We start from the raw sequence: 952 nt of genomic DNA on the forward strand, positions 1-952 counted from the left end.
GCCAGCAATGGCGGCGGCAAGCCGGCGCTGGAGAGCATTTTTGCCCAGTTATCTCGCCCTGATCAGGCGTTGGCCGCGTTGACCAACGACCACCTCGTCGCCTTGGCCTGCCTCGGCGGGCGTCCTGCGCTGGAGGCAGTGAAAAAGGGATTGCCGCACGCGCCGACCTTGATCAAAAGAACCAATCGCCGTCTTCCCGAACGCACGTCCCCTCGCGTTGCCGACCACGCGCAAGTGGCTCGCGTGCTGGGTTTTTTCCAGTGCCACTCCCACCCAGCGCAAGCATTTGATGAAGCCATGACGCAGTTCGGGATGAGCAGGCACGGGTTGTTACAGCTATTTCGCAGAGTGGGCGTCACCGAACTCGAGGCCCGCAGTGGAACGCTCCCCCCAGCCCCGCAGCGTTGGCACCGTATCCTCCAGGCATCAGGGATGAAAAAAAGGGCCGAACCGTCCGGTGCTTCGGCTCAAACGCCGGACCAGGCGTCTTTGCATGCATTCGCCGATGCGCTGGAGCGTGAGCTGGATGCGCCCAGCCCAATAGACCGGGCGGGCCAGGCGCTGGCAAGCAGCAGCTGTAAACGGTCCCGATCGGAGAGTTCTGTCACCGGTTCCTTCGCACAGCAAGCTGTCCAGGTGCGCGTTCCCGAACAGCGCGATGCGCTGCATTTACCCCCCCTCAGCTGGGGTGTAAAACGCCCGCGTACCAGGATCGGGGGCGGCCTCCCGGATCCTGGTACACCCATGGACGCCGACCTGGCAGCGTCCAGCACCGTGATGTGGGAACAAGATGCGGGCCCCTTCGCAGGGGCAGCGGATGATTTCCCGGCATTCAACGAAGAGGAGATGGCATGGTTGATGGAGCTATTTCCTCAGTGAGGCTCAGTCGGGGTGACGGTCGCCTCGACCGCCGTGTGGTCTGCACTGGATCGGGGTAATCCCCCCGCCCATT

At 63.3% G+C, this 952-nt stretch carries 1 pseudogene; it reads left to right on the plus strand.

From position 1 onward, the window contains the following. Window positions 1-879: pseudogene (locus tag J7367_RS21975) on the plus strand (avirulence protein); the annotation flags it as partial. Window positions 880-952: the final 73 nt, after the last annotated feature.

Origin of the sequence: Xanthomonas sp. D-36-1, from assembly GCF_017746155.1 — a bacterium.
Lineage (GTDB): Bacteria > Pseudomonadota > Gammaproteobacteria > Xanthomonadales > Xanthomonadaceae > Xanthomonas > Xanthomonas cissicola.